This window comes from Cohnella lupini, from assembly GCF_003386205.1.
Classification (GTDB): Bacteria; Bacillota; Bacilli; order Paenibacillales; family Paenibacillaceae; genus Cohnella; species Cohnella lupini.
In genome coordinates, this window is record NZ_QRDY01000022.1 from 55,468 (window position 1) to 73,901 (window position 18,434).

Below are 18,434 nucleotides of genomic sequence, written 5' to 3' on the forward strand. Positions count from 1 at the left end.
GGAATATCAATGAAAAAGCAAGTACTTGGTCATAGCGATGCGTTGGTCTCTAAGATTGGTCTCGGTTGCATGGGGATGTCTTCAATATATGGTAATACGGATCGAAGCGAGAGCATTGCAACCATCCACGCAGCACTTGAGAAGGGCATTACACTCATTGATACAGGGGACTTCTATGGTGACGGACACAACGAATTACTAATCCGTGAAGCTATACAAGGAATCAGTCGGGATAATACTTTCATTTCAGTGAAGTTCGATGGAAAGCTACACTCACCGAACATGACTCAAAGAAGTGGAAATTACCGTCCTGAGACAGTAAAGAATTTCCTTGAGGATTCTCTTCAGCGGCTTGGTGTCGAATTCATCGATCTTTATCAACCGGCCCGCGTCGATCCGAATGTACCAATTGAAGAAACCGTTGGAGTTATTGCCGATATGGTAAAAGCGGGTTATGTGCGTCACATTGGGCTTTCCGAGGTAGGAGAGGATACTATTCGTCGCGCGCACGCTGTTCATCCAATTAGTTGGTTGCAGATTGAATACTCACTATTTAATCGGGGCATCGAATCGGATATTTTACCGACTCTTCGGGAGTTGGGCATATCGCTTTCAGCATATGGTGTACTTTCAAGGGGATTGTTGAGCGGTACTTGGTCCAAATATCGAGTGTTAGCATCAAACGATAAGCGTGGTACCGCGCCACGGTTTACTAGCGAAAATCTTGAAAGGAATTTAGTCCTTGTCGAGGCTTTGCGTGAGATTGCTAAAGAGAAGCAAGTAACCGTTGCGCAGCTTGCCATCGCATGGGTTCTATCTCAAGGTGATGATGTTTTCCCATTGGTTGGAGCAAGAAAGCGATCACAACTTCAGGATTCATTAGGTGCGCTTGATCTTAACTTAAATTCAAACGACCTTTCACGAATCGCAGAAGTTGTACCTTCAGAACTTGTTGCTGGCGAATACTACGTTGTCCCACGGGAGAAATGGTTCTTATAACGAACATTACATACTCAGCACCTCCATGAAGATTATTACTTTATTTTTTGGCTTTATGGCGATAGGACCTATTATTGAGGTATTGTTATCTCGATTATTCAACAGATACGATAGTGGTTAGTAGTACCTTGCTAGAGGAGGGATTCTTATGAGGAACATGATACTAAGTTCATCTGTTCAGATTAGCGACGACATATCGGGAGGAATTGTAACTCACAAAGATAATCAAGAAAAGACGATAAAATCGCTCTCACTTAACTTTTATTCTTAAAAATACTGGTAATTCTGCTGGAAGTGCATCAAAGGTGAACAATAACTTCGATTATGTCAATGGAATAAAAGAAACTAAGACATTCATTTTGCAACAACTAGGTATCATGAGGAAAATAATAATAATGTTCCCAATTTAATGGAACAGTTAGATTCGCGTCAGTTGAAACAACAATGATATATACCAATTTCGACACTACTTCACAAAACCCGTATTTTATACATATGTCATTATGTTGGGACATTCTCTCTTTGGTAGTCCCCAAACGTATTCGGAAAACCCTCATTAACTGTACATACACTTTCGGATGACACGTATACGGCTTCATTTTCATATCAAGATCGTCAACGTTGCTCTCGGTCAAAATGGTGTTTTGTTTGCTGCTTTTGTTTTGTACTGACATTACTGCACATCGATCTAAGCTTCTTCAATAACTGACAATCACATGGGCCAACTCTATTTGAATCGATTCTCCTTCGTGTAGCCTAGGTGTTTTTACTATGTCTACTAATTGGGGTCTTGACCAAACGACTCCATGTGGTGTTTCTTTTCTCCTCGGCAAACTACGTCTCATGCCGGCATAATAAAATGCACCCCCTGGAGTATCATCGGATTCCCATAGGGTTTTTCCAATGTCTATTCTAAGGGGTGCACTTCAGTTACACTCGCATGTGGTTTAATCTTAAATAATGCTTATTGGTTCATAACCGTGAACTCTGATCTTGTGTTTAGTTAATACGCTACGAGTTTTTGCACTTACAATTAGTATCCTATTTACATATGCGTCAAAGTACTCATATGTTAAGTTGAAGTCCTTCGCATCCTTTAACTTTTCCCTTTCATATATCAATTCAGACCTTAAAAATCCCAATTGGATACAATTAGGGCATTTGTTTTCCCAGGTGTACGGAACAACTTTAACATTATTATTGGTTGGCGGAAGTATATGCAAAACAATTAACTGCGAAATTGGGGGGGACTCCCTATACTTAAAATCCCTTGCTTGTTGGAATGTCACTCCGGATAGATCATTGTTTAGCATGATATCTTTTGCGGAATCTGTAACAATGAATTCCGGATCAATCGTCGCAAATTGCCATTTCCCTATTTTTTTACTATCTAGTTTGAGTTCAGATGTCTGCGTTTCCCCGCACTCACAGATACTCTGGCTTTCATAGGTCGTTCCATAATACTTTGCTTTTTTCTCAGGATCATGTAACCATGGATAGGGCACAAATACCTGATAGTATTCAGCTGTCTCCATTTCCTTTTTAGTATACTCTCTACCTTCAAAAAAAGTATGCTGAAGATTATGTTTTGAGATCAGTTCCAATAATTCCGGGTATCCTTCTCTATCCTCATAAGAATCAACATCTAATCTTCCAATTTTTAATAAAGATTCATCTACTTGATCTAGTTTTCCCTTTAACTCTTTGGCAATACTTGAGAGTATACTTCCATCACCTTGAATCACAAATTTGGCTCTCCTTCTCATTGCCGGTCAGCTCCTCTCTACATCGTTGCTCCCGCATTTTTAAATATTGGTTTAAGAATCTCAATATACTTTTCCATTCCATTATTAGTATATACTTTAACGGTAGCATTCCAAATATCCTGTATTGTTGCGTTTTGTGTATTTAATTTACTGGATGCATTTGCTCTATTATAGGCATAAGCAATCTCTGATCGAAAATCATTGGTTATTTTTTGATGCACTTTGGGATCTAGTGCTGCGGATAAGATATCATCCTTAGAGATTGCACTGAATCCATTCTTCTTCAATCCCGCATTTAAAATATCAGTAAATCGCTTCTCCATTAGATGATGAACTTCAAGTCCTGTCCCCTTAGCAACAGCCTTAAGTGATTTATAGGACATAACTATTTTCCCATCACTTATTGCACTAATTCTTTCAGCCTTTTCAGCTTTGGCTAATGCTCTTGAAACATCAGCAGCTTTATCCCCTACCCGAATAGCTGTACCGAAACCAGTACCACCTGGAACAAGTGCCCCTCCGACATCAGCTCCTAATGCATACCAGTTAGTCGGATTGGCAGGGTTCATTACAATTGTTCCCAAATCGTACAATATGAATCCGATATCCGCTACTAAATCTATGAAGTGCCCCGTCGGATCACTATAAATCAACGGATTGTTATGAACATACGTATACTGATTGAGCGTCAGCGGATTATCAATCTGCCCTTCATACGTATCCTTATTAATAAACCTTCCCATAGTGGGATCGTAATAACGAGCACGCAGGTAATACAGTCCCGTCTCATCGTCAAGAATCTCCCCTGCATACTTGAATGGGTTGCGGATGGTCTCTTGTTGCTGGGTAATATTCCCCCATTCATCGTACTGATAGTGGTTTATAACCTGACCACTTTGATCAACGACCTGCACAACATCGCCATGTCCATTGTACAAATAATAATACTTGTTATCGGTTGCCGTGTCGCGCTTCTGCAATAAACGATCTGGTCCCCATACATAGTTAGACTGCACGACGAAGGAGGCATTCGATTCGGCAATTACTCTGCCATTGTTATCGTACGTGTAGCGTACAGTTTCAGTTTGTGATGCCTTTTTGATTCGGAGTCCTTGCGGCTCGTACTGGAAGGACGTGGATGCTCCACCCTTGTTGGCGCTAGTGAGCTGATCCCATACATTATAGGTGTAATCTAAACTCTCATATTGCAACGGTGAGACGTCTGTCGACTCCGTCCTCCGGTTGCCGCGCAAGTCATACGAATATTGGACATCGGAACCCCCAGGATACTGAACCGTGCTTAAGCGATCCAGTGGATCATAAGTGTATGTTGTCGTCCCACCGGCATTCGTCTGGCTATCGATGTTGCCATTCTCATCGTAGGTGTACGAATAAGTCGATAGCACCTGGATACCTTTTTTATTCGTTACCGATTGCAGGCGATTTACCCCGTCGTACACAAATTCAGATGTGAGGTATGACCCGTCCTGTAGCTTCGGATACGTAATTTGCTTCAACATACCATTTGGATAATACATGTATTGTGCATAATCGGTATCAGCTGTAGCTGGTAATAGCTGGCCGTTCGTCTGAACGCGCTGAAGCTGATTCTTATAATACGTATATGAGGAGTTGTAGGCATTCGGATGTTCAATTCGGCTTATTCGCCCGAGCTTATCGTGTGTAAACCGGGAGATCGTAGCTTGCCCATCGTTGACGATCTGCCGCAACGATACGTTACCAAAGGCATCGAACTCCTGAGCAACCGTCCGAAGCAGGCTCGAACTGTTCCATTCTTGGATGAGATAGGGTCCGAATGGACGGTAGCTGTAATGGCTTTGATATAAGCTGTTGCCGCTGCTGCTCGTAACCATTCGGTTCAGCGAATCATAACTCTTGGCGAATTGATTCTCATTTCCGTCCGTACTATTGACGAGCAAACCCTCTTTATTATAGCGATAGGAATAATCAAGCGGCGTTCCTTGAGTCTTCTCCATAAGCAGTCCGCGCTCATCATAATCTGACTCGTTAAGCGTAACGAATTCAGTTCCATCCTGAGATGTCTGTGTGATTGAAGACAATTTGCCTAACTGATTGTACGAGTAATCGCTTTTCTCTTGATTGGCGTTGGTTACCCGTTTCAATCGATTCAGTAAGTCATAGGTATTGGATGTTGTAAATCCGCGAGGATTGACATAGGTCTTCAGGTTTCCACTCCAATCGTAGTCATAAGTTTCTTCAATCGGCTGAGTGAGGCTCGGCCACAGCGGATAGGCCCGCTTTTTTACGACTCGTCCCCACTGATCGACTTCCTGCTCCAGCACATTTTGCTTTTGAGAAGATTGAGGTGATGTGCGGAATGCATTTACATCCGATTGACCGACGAGATAAGAAGTGAACCGACGAGCAGCTCGGTCATATTCGGCGCGATACAAATTTCCTATGGGGTCTGTCATCTCGATCATTTTTCCCCACGGATCATAGGAAGCCACTGTTACATTCTGTTCAGCGTCGATTTCATTTATTGGACGTTTCAACCCGTCGTAGTGATATTGCTTTTCTACGATGTCCTGCTGATTAATGCCGTCATACCGCACTTGACGCAGAATATTACCATAGCCATCCACGTATTGCGTCACGTAGTTATCGTGATTAACATTGGGCGAGCCGTCTTTAGTCGTTGTCTGATAGCTCTCGATCTTCGTCATCAGCAATTGAGCATGGTCGGCGTCGAATTCAGGTCCGGCAGCTATTAGATCGACATACTCTTGGTGCTCGATCAATTGGAATGTTTCCCCAAGTCCATTGCTGTATGCGGGGTGAGTAGTCTGAGTTAATCGTCCTTGGTTGTCATAGGCGTACTGGGTTGAGATCTGATTGGCATCCACTTGAGCGGTAACGAGTCCATATAGAAGATCGTATGTCGATGAAGTTGTCGCCGTAGTCGCTTGGCCATTGGTGTCCGTATAATGCGTAGTTACAGATGTCGGAAACGCCTGATTACTCGCGTTGCCGTATGTGACAATCGAACGCGCTGTTTTTCCGTCCTCCAGGCTTTGTGTTGTTTCAATGGTTCGTCCAGTCTGCGCGTTGTTCGCATACGTAAAATCGATTCGCTCGTTATTTGCGTTAATCGTGTAAGAAGGCCTTCCGAGCGAATCGTAATAAATCCTCTCTGTTAATGTGACGTTCGTTTCTTGCTTCGATTCTTTCTTACTTAGTTTATGGAATACCGAATCATATTCGTAAGAAGTTGTGTAATTTAATCTCTCGTTATCATATTGCGTTGCGGTCAGCGGGAGTGTTTGCGATTTCAACCCGCCCCAATCGTAATATTCGTAGCCGACATATAGTTTGTGAAGATCTTGCCCTGTTGACGAAACTTCTTTCATCTCTTGTTTAGTCGGCTGTTCAGTATGGATGGCATCGAAAGTCAAATTTGTTGTTATAGACTTCTCTCCATTAGATGCCGCAACTTCTTGTGATAATGATTGTTGCTTGCCGTTATAAGTAAAGGTCGTAGCCTGTTGATCGAGCACGCGGTTGGCAACAGAACCAAAACTATAGCTTTCCGGCATGGCTTCAACGGATGGGTGAGTCGGATATCCTGTAACTTCACCGAAATAGGTATAAGTCACATCGTTCGACGGACCTGTAAAATAATAACGGAGAGCCGGATCGGGTTCGTTGTAATTGTAGCGAATATCCATGTCATGCCGTCTTGTTACCCGGAATGCCTCGTATGCACCCTCGGGTCCTAAGTTCCGGTTGGAGGCTTGATACTGATAGATCGTTTTTGTATGCGGATACTGGACACTTTTTAACAAATAGATAGCAGCTACCGCAGCGTTAGCTAAAGACTTGTCTTGGAAGTCAAACTTCTCTAGATTGAAATGGTAGTCGTAATAGGTAGTAAGCCCTCCCTGATCTGTCACGCTGGCAAGATACGGTTCATAACGACTGCTGATTATATTGCCGTTAACGACGGTTTCAATCAATTGTTTTCCTTTTGTATACGTAAGTGCAATCGCTTTGCCAGGTTGAGAAGGATGCGTGACAGAGATTTGTATGTTCTCATGTGCGATAGTAGGATTCGTGATTGTATTCTCATAGGTAATCGTGACAACCCGGCCGATACTATCAACGATTTGACTTATATAGGGTAGCAAAACTCCGTTGATCGTCCGATTGGTATGGGTAAATTTCATCTCGTTCCCCAGAAGATCCGTTATTCCCAGAAGACGTCCGTCAGATCCAAAATAGGTTCGAGTTTGATCCGGACTAATCCATACGAATGAGGAAGACATTTGGCCGTTCGTATAGGTCCCGGAATCTTTCTTGAGTAGCACGTCTGTTCGAGGATATTTTTCTAACGTTCCATTTACATCATCAGTAAACTTTACGCGATAGCTGGCCCCTGTTCCGTCATGTAGATAGTAATAGGTTTGGCCACTCTCCGTTTCCAGTTGAAGCGAAGGGAAGGCAAGCGACCAACCTTGACCGAGATCATATCGGGCTCGGGAATAGGTGTTAGGCAAAGCTTCGGTTCGAGTTGTTATCGTATAAGTAGTATGGTAGTAAATCGTTGTGTCCTCGTAGACATCGTAATTGAGGAACAGGATATCCTCAGTGCTGGAAGCAAGGATAGTTTCTCCCACAATTACAGCACTTAACACATCATTATAAGGGCCAAAATGGACCGTAAAAAATTCCTCAGCTTCAAAATCGAACCCCACCACACCTATAACATATTGCGTACTGGAATAGGATGTTGTGCTTGAAGAAGACGATACGCTAACCTTTTTATTTCCGACCTCAGACTCTCCCGATTCATAAACACGGGCAATGTTCAGGTCTAGACCGTCTTTGCCGGGTAGCGATAAGTCTACTTGTCTGAGGGTCAAGCTTCCAGAACGCGGGTCAACCATCTCCTCGGCATTGCTTCGGTCAGCCTGCTGGGTCTTGTAGGATTCGTTCATCAGTTGAGGTGCGACTAGACCGTTCAGAACCCCTTGGAGTTGCTCCGTATTGACGCTTGCCATCGCTTGTTGTCCACTAAGCGTCCAAGCAGCGAATAGCAACGCGAAAGCCAGGAACGCTTTCTTAACAATCTGCATTATTTTCGCGCTCCTTCAAGGAATGATTGATATTTCTGAGTCAACTTGTCCGCAGGAATTCCGGTTTTCTCAGCGAGCTCTTGCATAGATTGTTGTTCGCGTTCACTTAACTCCACTTGACTAACGTCTTTCGTACTTTGTTTCCCGGAAGTTGTGGGCTTGGAAAGATGCATCTCAGTTACCCTGGATGCTGTATCGGACAACATCTTCTTATGATTCTGTTTGAACGTTTCCGGTGATTTTCGATAAAGATTGATTAGGTTTTTCATAGGAGCAGATTGGTCACGATCGTAGTATGCAAAGAGTTGCAACTGCGTTTCCGGATTTAACTTTTCTTTGCTCAACTCTGCGAATTCCTTGGGATATTTCGGCTTGTAGACACCCTCTACGATTAATTGAGCATTTTCTGTTTGAGCGCTTTGTAGCCCTTTCTCCCAATTGCCTTCCACTTTCCTATGCTTCAATAATTGATCTGGAGCAATCAGCCATTGATTCGCGAGCGCATCCGCTTCGTAAAGATCGGCTATTGTAAACCCATCGTCTATATACTTCTCCATCTGTTCGGTAGTCATGGAATACCGATCCTGAGGCTCTTTCTCTAGAGAATCTCTGCTGCCTTGGTAGACTACTTGTTCGTCTTCTCCTGCACCAGTCCCCTCGGTTTTCAACACCACTGGCTCGATGGGACTAATGCGATCATTAGGAGCCGCTTGTTCTATCCGTTCTGGTTTGAGGCCTAGAATCAACTCTGCTTTTTCTCCCGCCTCGCGGATTACGCTTGCCGCCACAGGCATTGCGGATGTTGCGATCATCGTAGTAAGAATAAGGAGCACAATCGTTTTCTTTCGTTGTTTGAACATAGTAAACGCCTCCGAGGATATAATTAGGGATGCTGTAGTCGAATTCGAAGTAAATTGCCGTTTAAATCGTATTCGTACACAAGTCTTTGACCATTTGGAAGTTGAATGTAATTTAACAGCCCGTTGGCGTAATAATAGTACTCGAACAGCCCTTGTGTTTTGACTCGTGTCTGCAGGGTACCGACCATAGTTTGAGTGCCGCCGTTGGTATGTACATATACATTCGTGAGATAGGTTCCTACTTCGTTGAGATGTTGATTATAGGGGATGACTGCTTTCCATGTCCCATTGCCTTGGTGAATTCCCTCATGTACAACTAGGTCATCCTGTCCGTTCTGTGAAGTCCAAGTTTCAAATTTAACAGCTGCAACTCCTGACGCTTGATCCGTTGCTCCATATGCGAATAGTTCATATGAGCCATTCGCAGCATACGCAACTGTCCCCGGGCCATTAATTGAGGTAACAGTTGGCAATGGATTAATAGCTTCTGCTGTAAGGTTTGCATAAGTTGCTCCCCCCTGTGCTTCTTTGAGGACGAGATAATAGTTCGTCCCGCCAGTTAAGGCCTGGTGAAGTTGAGAGAAAAGCGTCCCGTTTGCGTTATTGTTACTTTGGAGCGGAGTTGCAAGCGTTAGGGAATCGTATAGTTCCAATATCGTATCGTTCGCCGGCCCCGTTCCGTTATAGGGCGATGATTTGAATTTATAAGTTCCACTAACTGTGGGAGTGAATTGGATAAACTCTGGTACTGCCGTAGGTCGGGATATCGGAAGCACTGTATCGGGGGAGAGAACGGTGAACGATGTTGTCGTTTGCACACCTGATAATCGGCTGTAGACGGAACCGCCGTTAAATGCCTGCATCTTTAGATAATAGTTTCTACCGGGTATTAGGTTGGTCGTAATTTGGGAAAAGGTTCCCGTGAAATCGTCGTTATAGGCTATCAAATTCGTAAGACTGGCATCGCTATATAGGTAAAGCACGGTATCGTTCGCTCCACTTACTGAGTTCGCACCGTAATACGATGTCGAGAACGTATAGGTGCCGTACACGGGCGGAGTAAACTTTGCCAGTTGTGTACTACCTGTGGGGAGGTTCACATCCAGATAACTCGCAAGATCGACTGGGAGCGTCGTAAATGAAGATGACAAGCGTGCATTGACCGCTCCATTGTTATACCCTGCCAATATAAGATAGACCGTTGTAGCAGCAGGTAACGTGACATTCAACTCAGAGAATGAACTCCCACCTGCATCATCGTTCAATCCGATTAGTTGAGTAAAGTTTCCGTCGGCGTATAAGTAAAGCACGGTATCGTTTAATGCGCCATTACCGCCATAAGGTCCTGTGAAGAATTTATAATTCCCAGCTTGTCCTGACGTAAAGTCGAAAATCGCCATATAGTCTTGTGGAAACGAAATGTCGTAGGATGAACCCAATGTCAATATATTGTTTGACAGTGCGGAAACTTCTTTTTTCTTCTTCGTAGCTGGTTTGATTGAAACGGATTCAGACAAGCTACCCGGTTGCGGGTCAGAATTCGAATCAGGCGAGTTATCTACAGGTGGTTGATTAGGGACTACGCCTGCATCAAGCATCGTTTGAAGTTCAATCTGACGTTCATAGAAGCGGGTTTGAATAGATTTAGCCATTTCAATATTCCCTGACGCTATTGCAGCTTCTTTTTCAAGTAACATCGTTAATGGCGCGCGCTCTTTATCCATTGATCCAATAATTCCGGATTTTGATAGTTTGCTCCCGTAGACTGCTTCAGTAATGCTGACTTCCTGAACGTGAGTAAGATGCAACCCCGGATAGTTACTGCCACTTGCAAGGGCTGCTTCACCACCACTTACATTTTCGGTTGCATATCCAGTTGTAGGCACAATCATAATCAACAGGAAGACGACTAGTGTGATTTGAACCCATCGACGTTTCATGCTCATTCCCTCGCTTTATTCGTTTTATATTGCTTATATATAAAAATCATTTCGCTTGTGACATTCCACAGAGATGCCAATAGCAGAAGATGATGGATTAAATAGGATATCTAATGTAAAACTTACATTTCCAAGCATATTAGACTATATTACTGGATCGCTGTGAATAGCAGTTAATGTCGAATCTGAAAATATTACTTTAGAATTAGTCGCTTTATTTCCAAGATTTTACGTATCAATTGGCTTGAGAGTAAGGATATTAGTCAATTAATGGGCACAAGGGTTTACAAGCGATTCGATAATTTAATAGGACTTTGGTCTGATTCTATTTTCCAAGTAGAAAGTGCTGATGAACATTCCGCGTCACGATCCTCCTCAAACATAAAAATCCCCTCTACTGAACTTCGTTTCATAGAGGAGCTATAATCACGAACCTTACTCTCCCACAGTAGCCTCAACCGGAACGACCGACTCCTGATAATTCCGCTACATGAGTGACGCGATTACGTCGAATAGCATGATCTGGCTGCCGCCGGCCAAGAATCAGATTCCTCATTCTTGCTTCTGAATGAACGTGTCCAAGTCGTATTAATTGCCCTCTTCCGCACGCTTTGCATATTAATTCGTATCCAGAGCAGGGACTTCTTTCTCCTTATGATCGAGAGCGGGATAAAGTCTGGCCAACTCTTTTAGTAAACGGAGGGTTCAATCCTTGGCAAGCGTAAAATAGCCCCCACCTGGTAATCACAGATGGAGGCTCGTTTAATCTATTTTGTAAATATGCGACAAGCGGCAATGTCGTTGACCATGGAAGCAGGCGGTCAAGCGTCTCAACATTTTCTAGAACTGGAAGGCAAGATACTTTCTTAAACAGATAAGTCTGGTAATTGAAAGGATGCAGCTAAAAAGCGAGAGTTATTGATCGTCTTTCGGAAAGGCAACACAAAGGATTCAGTGCCCGATAAAATGAACACTGTAGTCCAAAAGAAATGGACCCTGTCAGAAAACAGTTTTTCCAACAGATATAATCTATAACTCACATTTCGTACAGGCACAAGGATGTCCGATTCGGTCTCGAATTCGTATTAATTAGTTTGAAATAATACTAGATATATTAACGATGGCGTTTGCAGGAGAATCATCAGGAATCTTTATGACGACTTTATGTTCACCTGTGCCTAAGTTATAAGAGATTAAACTTTCCCAATTCACTCTAAAAGGAGCTCTGTTGTCAAACTTTTTTATTAATTGACTATCAACATAAACTTCATAATCGCCGCCTGTTACGTCAGCCCATTTCTCGATCCCAAGTAATTCACCAGTAAATGATAGTTCAGCAGATGCACCAGCCTTACCGAGAATCCCCCCCTCACGCGTTAATTCAAAACCATTTAGATTTTCCCAATTCGTTAAACGTTGCCCCGTTTGAAATATTTTTGTATCAGCAAACAGTAGATCTGATGGAATAGTTGTAACGACAGTTGTTTGTACTTTCGATTGAATAGCTTCAAAAATTGATTTTGTGTACAATCTATATCCTGCTGAATTAGGATGCGTTCCATCATTTGTAAGCGTATTATAAGGTTTACCTGAAGCTCTAAATGCTGCACGTGTATCAACAACGAGTAGATTGTAGTATTCTGATATCTCATTTATGCTTTCAACATATTCTTCCTTCGATAGACTACTTTCAATCAATGTTACAATTTCCGCTTTCGGGTAATCAATCTTAATTTTTCTAACTAATGCTTCATAGTTTGCTTGGAATATCTCTAGCTCCATTGCAGTTTGGTCGTTTTGCCCAAAACATAAAATTACCATATCAAAATCTTTATTGCTCTTCTGTAGTGTTAAGTAATCAATCCAGCCACCAAATATTGTCCCTCCCGGTGTTCCATTTATATCATGTATAACATTTCCTTTAAAAAATTTCTGTATTTGACTAGTTAAACCAAGATACCATCTTTCATTTTCATTCTCTGCACCATCACTTTCACCAATACTATCGCCTAATACGAGATAATTAATGGGGGATCCTAATCTTAACTTCTCATAGAGATCTTTTTCAACAATTTCGAGTGGTTGATTCTTTTTACTTACCACTGTGTTTGAAAATGCCTGTAACTCGTGTAATTCTAACTTAGGTTGTTGATGGTCATACTTGTAAGCTAGTGTAAAAATTAATAGGATTAAAATTATTCCTGTAAACGTAAATATCCTCATTGTTATTGCTCCTATCATAAGTAATAATTATTAATTGAGTGATTTGTTAAAGATAATTAAAAAATTGCAAGGTCACATCCTCAAAAACGATACATAATGTATCATATTTCTTTGCCATTATTCTACACCTCGTGTCCATTTAAATGCAAGCATTAAACTTTTCAATCAAGTAATATTTATTTTATTAATTTAAACTACTCTATAACTCACTCCACTTTTTTTACAGCTATGTGCAGTGGGTAAAAAAAAGAGCTAATCATCCACCCATTAAGGTTAATGACTTAGCTCAAGGAAAATGTGCTGATTACACTAGAGTGCTACCCAACTGTACGTTCCGCTTGAAAGTTTTTTGCAAACATAATATGTGTCAGCTACGCCTGGTCCTCCTGTGATAAAAACAGTTCGTCCTCGATTAAGATCATCTGCCGCAGGTAGTGAAGATAGCACTGTTAAGCGCATTGAAGAGCTTCTTGCATTCTCTCTTGATAGACCTCTAACTTTTCCGTGATTTCCTGCTTTTTGAGGCGATTTTCCTCCTTTAAAAAGTCGCGTAAATAGGCATCATTTTTTTTCATGCCGTTACGTCGATAGCTTAACTTTAGAAGAATCGGGGTTTCAGATATATTCAGGCCCCAAAGCGGGGCAAAAAACTTACCGCCAGGAAGAGCTTCTCAAGCTCTATCTTTACTGTTATATATATGGCATGTGTGCTCATCTCCTTAGATACAGAGATTTGACAAAGGTCATCCATTTTCATGCCCTAAAACTAGAATTTTGAATAATTGTTAGACAGACTGACGTACGGTGGTGTGAGAGGTCGAGGGCTAGCCGCCCCCTCCTACTCGATTGGGCTACGATGCATTCGTCTCACAGACTGCACACTAGCTGTCACTTATGCACCTCCGCCATCTCGCGGCGGGCGTTAAGTTAACTGGCAGTTTAGTTCGAATTAAATGTTATTAATTGAAGGGAATACTCTCTGGGAGGTAGGAGCAATGCTTGTTCTGTACTAACTGTGTTCTTTGGAACAGTGACAATGTCTTTTAATTTGTGTCGTTAGAGTAAAATGTCTCTACATTTGTGTCGTCTGTGCAGTGGTCCACATTTTTTAATAACTACTTTGTTATTTAAATAGCTTTATTGTAAATGAAACAACTTTATTGTCCAACAACACCATTAGATAGCGTTGAAATACTTTCATTTTCCAGTAACAAAAAATCGCCAGAGCAATTTGGCGATCAGACTGTTGGCAAGCCTCGGTTATTCGAGGCTTTTACTTTTGAACCAATAAAACGCTCGAGAAAAACAAGCCTTTGTATTACTAAAAGAAAGATCGCCCCTTGTCCTGCTCTCTTGGCCAGGAAATTGGCGATCTTTTTTATGTTCTGGCAGGTAGCGTTCATCAGTTTTTGTTGCTCTACCTTTTGACGGCTGTACCAAGAGGCATCAGTAAGATGAATCTAAGGCTAAAAATACAGAAACAGTTCTATTTTGGTTAGTCCCGACAGGGTAATCTTGCCTTTAAAAAATGAAGGAGTCAAAGGAACCCGTCCTCGCTGCCTGTGCCTCCTACAAATCCAGACGTGGCGACTCAGTATCTCCACGCTGCCATGTAGTCTTCAAAAATCCTTTACGCGGAAAATATCGCGAGAATCGTTCATATGATAATGGTGCTGATAAACAAGTTCTTTCCAATTCGATGGTCAAGTCCATTTCACTGTTCAACTGATCAGTTTTGGTCGATTATTGAAATCAAACCGATTCAGATTTGTCGGGAATGGGACAATGTTCTTGACTCAAAACGGGAATGGGATCAAGTTCTTGACATCGGCCAATGACAAGAACTTGATCCCATAAATGAAAAAGCCGCTTTTTACGCGACTTTTAATGGGACAATGTTTTTGACATCCGACAATCACCATTGGCAAACATATATCTAATAATCTAAACACCTTCTATTCCCGCATGCGCTCAAACGGAACTTCTTAGCCCACATTATCCACTCATACAAACTCCTAATTAAACATACATTTGAAATCCTGCGAATGAGCGAGCATTCGTGAGAAAATCCTTATTCTCTGAGGGAGCGTAACAACGGATAACGTCACTTTCTCCGCTCATTTTTCAACTGCACCTCGCTTTGCCACTTCTCGTAAGTGCCCTAGTAGAAACTCATCCGGCAACTTAACGAGCTCATGCGGCAACAGGTTTAGGCTGAGCATCTGGATTGCCGATTTACATTCCCAATCCTTAAACACAGTAAGGAATTCAGGGAAATACCGATCTAGCCAGTTATGCACTCGCCCTTGCACAACGCGCAAGTCAGTCGACAGGTGTTCGCGAATTTTCATAGCTTCACGCAGCTCTGCATAGATGCCTTGTGGAATATTCGGTACGGCGTATCTCCCGTCTTTGACAAGCTGTGCGATGACCCTGGCATCCTTGACGTCGTTGTGGGTTCCATGCCTACCACGATATCTTCGCATCCGTGTTCCGACATGATTTTCCGGAACCAGTTTACGAATATCTCAAAACCTTCTAAGCTGTTTTCGAACGAAATGGGTTTTCCGAATTCAACACCTCGGAAGTCTTGTGCGCGAGCCACATGTTTGAACTTTGCAATGTCCACGCCAACAATGAGTGTGGAGGAAGTGATTTGAGTAATTCGTTGATTTTGATTAAAATGCATATTGTAGTCTCCTTGGAATGTAATTTGGATCTGTCGCTGGCCAGCAACTGAGATCCTTTACATCTTACCAAGGAGTCTTTCTATTTCTCAAACCTCTCATTTCTTCATAATAGGAATGCTGCCCGTTAGCGGAGCAATAAAAAAGCGGCTGCTTTAAAGCAACCGCCATTTCACTATCTTGTACCCTTTAGCTTAACGATTTTTTCATGAAAGCACCTCAATTAAAACATTGTCTGCTCCGATGATTAACTCCCCTAAAGGAATATCAAATAAAACGTGAAGGTCAAATCCAGCTTCTGTAGAGTAAACTTCGTCATAAAGCCAAAGACTGCCTACTCTTAAGTCAAGATGTTGTAGCTTCTTTACGCCTATAAATGTCAATTTGACATCGGTGTAATAATGGTAGCTTCCGCTACAATCTAAGGTCATGATGAACGTGTCATCAGAGGGCATCTCAAGTGAACGTACTCTTGAATCATGTAAAGACTTCTCATACAATTGAACAACATTCTCGTGTAGTGAATCTTTAATCGAAATGTAGTTATCACGGTATTCTTTCCTCATAAGTTTATTTCGTTCGTCGTACTCTTTTCGCCACTGTTCAGCCATTTCCCTTAATTCTGCCGAAGGAAACTGACAATTTATCGTTCCACTAAGAATATAAGAATGGAATGATTCAGGAAGAAATTTGAGCAGGTCATGTTTTCGATACTCCAATTCCTCCCGACACAGTTTATCAAAGTTTCTCCCTTCCGCTTTGTACCAAGCGACATTTTCATCCCAATCCTTTTTCGTCTCAGGAAAAACCAAAAAGCCTCTTATTTGCATTTCCTTATACCATTCTTTGGTGAAATATCTCATTGATTTTCCCCTTACTATATTTAATCAACCTACATAATTGCGTTATGCTGCCCATAGAACAAAACAAGTAACTACACTATATAACGCAAACTTTAGTACGTTGTTACGTTAAACTGCCGGTTAACGTAATAACGGCTGCCCCTTGGCAGCCGTTTCAACTATCGTATCCGTCGTAGTAAACGGGGGTATGTCCAAAACATCTTCATCATCGTATTGATTGCGCTATTTCGAGAAGTGTATTTTGGGTTACTCGGTCTTGTATCCGAGTATCAACGGACAGACGATATTGCCAACCGTTTTTTTCAAACACCAATATGTTAAACCCGCCCCTAATCTTAGGAGTAACCGTAGTGAAGTATCGTGCCTCACTGCCGTCAGTAAGCTTATAACTTTGTACACGCTTATTCATTGCGAAATTCAATTTTTGCTCAATAGGTCTCACATCAATGTTGTAATGATTCATACTTTGTTTCTCATTAAGGTATTCTATTTGAAATTCATCGTTCATATCGTTGGGGTCTTTGTTGCACCTCCCTATGTGATGAGTAAATTCAACCGAAGGCAATTTTACTGGCAATATAATTTTCCTTTGGTTATGAAGTTCACATTCTTTTAGGGCTTGTTCAACGGACTTGTAACCAATCTCAAAATAAGGCACTTCGAATGGAGGAACATCACTCTGTGGTTGTACTCTTGACGCATGCACTTTTGTTGTAAACAACTCGCAAACCATTATGCAAATTATGAGAAGCCTCAACATGGACATTGCACCAACCTTTTTTGAGTACAGTATGCCCATTCAACTGTAAATTACTGCAAGTTAGTTGAATGAAAAGATACTGCCAACGATGATCCGAAGAATCCCACACAGCCTTCCTGTCCGTTTCCAACGAGAACGCTCACAAGAATGAGTTATGCTACAATCATCATGAATACAATTACTTTAATGAATGCAGGTGATTTCTATCAATGGATACTTTCATGGATAAGTTCGGATTGACTGGTAACATCGCAGTCCTTGGTTTCCTAATTGTAATGATAATTTTGTTCCTCATTTTTGGTTTGTACATAAAGAGCAGACATAAATAAAGATACCACGCCACAACCCCTCACACTCTCTTGCCCGTTTCAACCTGTTCACTCCCGTCAGCATGTGACAAACGCTTAATAGTATCGCAAATCGTACCTACGCGTCACCACAAGAAACAAAAACCGCCTAAGGATTCGGCGGTCAATGTTGCACTATCGTATCCGTTAGTTGAACTGAACCTTGATTAAAATCTACCTAATGCTTCATCAGCATCTATCTGAAGCTGCATAGTTTTGGCTCCCATGTATTTCTGTGCAGTCTTTAGAACTGATTTATCATTACCAAGTATTTCTAATGCTGTAGTTTTAAAAATGTTCTTTAAGTGAAAATCTTTACTCTTTGATACTTCTTCAAAGTATTTAAAAATACTCTCTAGCAAATTGATGTTTCTGTCCTCAATTAATAATTCAATAATTTTCGGCATGAATACTAGTTCAATTATAATAGTATCTAGTACCTCACCATGATACGCGATTGATTCTCTATACTCAACTTCGGTCGACGGTAAAAAATCTAACATTTTTCTAAGGAATTCTTCCGATTTATTGCTCATGACAACCAGTTCCTTTGTCTTTTTTTTCGAACTTCATAAATTCGCCACGACTTAAATTATTCGCTATGTGATTCTTCAACTATCCTGTCCGTTACTTGAAAAGAGAAGCTGCCTTGTAGCAACTCCTCTGCTATCGTTCTTCTTTAGTTTGTATACTTGCGAGGCTAAATTATCATTAGCTTCGCACCGTTTGGGAGGGTTTAATCTACAATGTTCGATTTATGATATTGCACAAGCGTTCTCCGTTAGCTTAGTGACTAATTACATTGCCCACTTGTCGGTCAATTAACCTTTACACATTTTCAAACGCTGATTTAATTGGTTCATTAAAAAGTG

The 18,434-nt window shown here is 41.6% G+C and carries 8 protein-coding genes and 1 pseudogene; 1 reads left to right on the forward strand and 8 read right to left on the reverse strand.

Annotation, left to right across the window (positions count from 1 at the left end; translation table 11 throughout):
• Positions 1–9: 9 nt before the first annotated feature.
• Positions 10–999, forward strand: coding sequence for an aldo/keto reductase (locus DFP95_RS24170; RefSeq protein WP_115995260.1), 990 nt, complete (start codon positions 10–12; stop codon positions 997–999).
• A gap of 953 nt (positions 1,000–1,952) precedes the next feature.
• On the opposite strand, the gene DFP95_RS24175 is transcribed toward DFP95_RS24170, so the two are convergent.
• From DFP95_RS24175 to DFP95_RS24215, 8 genes and pseudogenes are all read right to left on the reverse strand, one after another.
• Positions 1,953–2,765, reverse strand: a complete 813-nt coding sequence (locus tag DFP95_RS24175) for a hypothetical protein (RefSeq protein ID WP_115995261.1) — start codon at positions 2,763–2,765, stop codon at positions 1,953–1,955.
• A 17-nt stretch (positions 2,766–2,782) separates the two neighbouring features.
• Positions 2,783–7,882, reverse strand: a complete 5,100-nt coding sequence (locus DFP95_RS24180; protein WP_115995262.1) for an RHS repeat domain-containing protein — start codon at positions 7,880–7,882, stop codon at positions 2,783–2,785.
• Positions 7,882–8,742 (reverse strand): hypothetical protein, encoded by an 861-nt coding sequence (locus DFP95_RS24185; RefSeq protein ID WP_115995263.1) that lies wholly within the window; start codon positions 8,740–8,742, stop codon positions 7,882–7,884. The genes DFP95_RS24180 and DFP95_RS24185 overlap by 1 nt, the downstream gene beginning before the upstream one ends.
• A gap of 23 nt (positions 8,743–8,765) precedes the next feature.
• Positions 8,766–10,682, reverse strand: a complete 1,917-nt coding sequence (locus DFP95_RS24190) for a GBS Bsp-like repeat-containing protein (protein WP_181907589.1) — start codon at positions 10,680–10,682, stop codon at positions 8,766–8,768.
• A gap of 1,089 nt (positions 10,683–11,771) precedes the next feature.
• Positions 11,772–12,905, reverse strand: a complete 1,134-nt coding sequence (locus tag DFP95_RS24195) for an SGNH/GDSL hydrolase family protein (RefSeq protein ID WP_181907590.1) — start codon at positions 12,903–12,905, stop codon at positions 11,772–11,774.
• 2,135 nt (positions 12,906–15,040) lie between these two features.
• Positions 15,041–15,594, reverse strand: a pseudogene (locus tag DFP95_RS24200) (IS110 family transposase); the annotation flags it as partial.
• A gap of 204 nt (positions 15,595–15,798) precedes the next feature.
• Positions 15,799–16,455 carry a DUF4085 family protein gene (locus DFP95_RS24205; RefSeq protein WP_115995266.1) on the reverse strand — a complete coding sequence of 219 codons (657 nt, stop codon included), beginning with the start codon at positions 16,453–16,455 and terminating at the stop codon, positions 15,799–15,801.
• Positions 16,456–17,729: 1,274 nt separating this feature from the next.
• A complete protein-coding gene (locus DFP95_RS24215; RefSeq protein WP_115995268.1) occupies positions 17,730–18,098 on the reverse strand; it encodes a DUF7674 family protein in 369 nt (122 codons plus the stop codon).
• Positions 18,099–18,434: the final 336 nt, after the last annotated feature.